Source organism: Methylobacterium sp. WL116 (genome assembly GCF_008039455.1).
Classification (GTDB): Bacteria; Pseudomonadota; Alphaproteobacteria; order Rhizobiales; family Beijerinckiaceae; genus Methylobacterium.
The window spans coordinates 1-1,525 of sequence record NZ_VRUV01000787.1 but is presented as its reverse complement, the minus strand read 5'-3'; the positions used below and the strand labels follow the sequence as shown (position 1 = coordinate 1,525).

Annotated in this window: 2 protein-coding genes; one reads left to right on the top strand and one right to left on the bottom strand. The window is 74.6% G+C overall.

All coding sequences use genetic code 11. The features are described 5' to 3' along the window. Positions 1–692 (top strand): DMT family transporter (locus FV223_RS27325; RefSeq protein WP_147729833.1); only part of this gene is annotated, 692 nt, incomplete at its 5' end. A gap of 151 nt (positions 693–843) precedes the next feature. Here the strand turns inward: FV223_RS27325 and FV223_RS27320 are convergent. Beyond that, the coding region (locus tag FV223_RS27320) for an HD domain-containing phosphohydrolase (RefSeq protein WP_147729832.1) at positions 844–1,525 on the bottom strand (682 nt) is incomplete at its 5' end.

Here is a 1,525-nt window from a genome sequence, read left to right as displayed (position 1 = left end):
TGCGCGCGCCGCGGCCGCTGCGGCGCGACCTCGGCCCGCTGGCGATCGTCGGGCTCGGCGTGGTGATCGGGTTCCCGCTGCTCACCGCGCTGGCGCTCCGGCACGTCACGACGGCCCATTCCATCGTCTTCCTCGGCCTGCTGCCGCTGGCGACGGCCGTGTTCGGCGTGCTGCGCGGCGGCGAGCGGCCCAGGCCCGCCTTCTGGCTGTTCTCCGGCCTCGGCGGCCTCGCGGTCGCGGGCTTCGCCCTGGCGCAGGGCGGGGCCGGGTCGCTCGCCGGCGACCTGTCGATGCTGGCCGCGATCCTGCTCTGCGGCCTCGGCTACGCCGAGGGGGCCGCGCTGTCGCGCCGGCTCGGCGGCTGGCAGGTCATTTCCTGGGCGCTGGTGCTGTCGCTGCCCGTCACCCTCGCGCTGGCGCTCGCGACCCTGCCGGAGGCGTGGGACGTCGGCTGGCCGGCCTGGGCGGCGCTCGCCTACGTCTCGGTGTTCAGCATGCTCGTCGGCTTCGTGTTCTGGTATCGCGGGCTGGCGCTCGGCGGCATCGCCGGCGTCGGCCAGCTCCAGCTGCTGCAGCCGTTCCTCGGCCTGGCGCTGGCCGGCCTCCTGCTGCACGAGCCCGTGGCGCCGGGCATGCTGCTCGCCACCGCCGTGGTCGTCCTGTGCGTGGCCGGGGCCAAGCGTCATGCCTGACGTTGTCCGTCGGGCGATCGCGCGGGCTCACGCCGCCTGTCGCGCGACCGGACGCGGCGCGGGGCCTTCCCTCGCCGGCCCAATGCACTCACGCATCGTGCAGGTCGAGCCGACGCGATCCGCGTCGATCGGTTCGCCCGGGGCAGAGACGTTAGGCGGCGCTCGCGCTGGCGATGGTGCTGCCGACGGCTTCCGCAATCGGCTTGAAGGCGTTGACGAGATCCGGGTCGACCTTGCCGGTCATGCCGCGGAGGAGGTCGTAGGCGGCCTCGCCCGAGAGCGGGCGCTTGTAGGGCCGCCGCTCGATCAGCGCCCCGTAGATGTCGCAGACCGTGATCAGGCGCACGAGGTCGGGGATCTGCCGCGCGGTCAGCCCGTCCGGATAGCCCGAGCCGTCGAGCGCCTCGTGGTGGGAGCGCACCACCGCGAGCATCGCCGCCGGGTAGTCCTGGCCCTGCAGCATCTCGATGCCCAGCACCGGATGGGTCCGCATCACCGCCATCTCGGCCTCGTCGAGGCGGGCCGGCTTGTTGAGGATCGCCAGCGGGATGCGGGCCTTGCCGAGGTCGTGCAGCAGCGCGGCCTGGGTCAGGTCGCGGCAATCCTGCGTGCGCAGGCCGAGCTGCCGGGCAAAGCCCGCCGCGAGGCCGGCCACCAGCAGGCAGTGCTGGTGCGTCGCGTCGTCGAAGCGCCAGACCACGTCGAGCCAGCCGCGGATGTCGGCCTTGTTGAGGGCGCCGACCACGAGGTCCGCGCCCGCCGCCGCCATCGCCGGGGCCGGGGCGCGGCCGGCGCGGCCGAGGTCGAAGATCCGCGTCAGCGCGGTGTCGGCC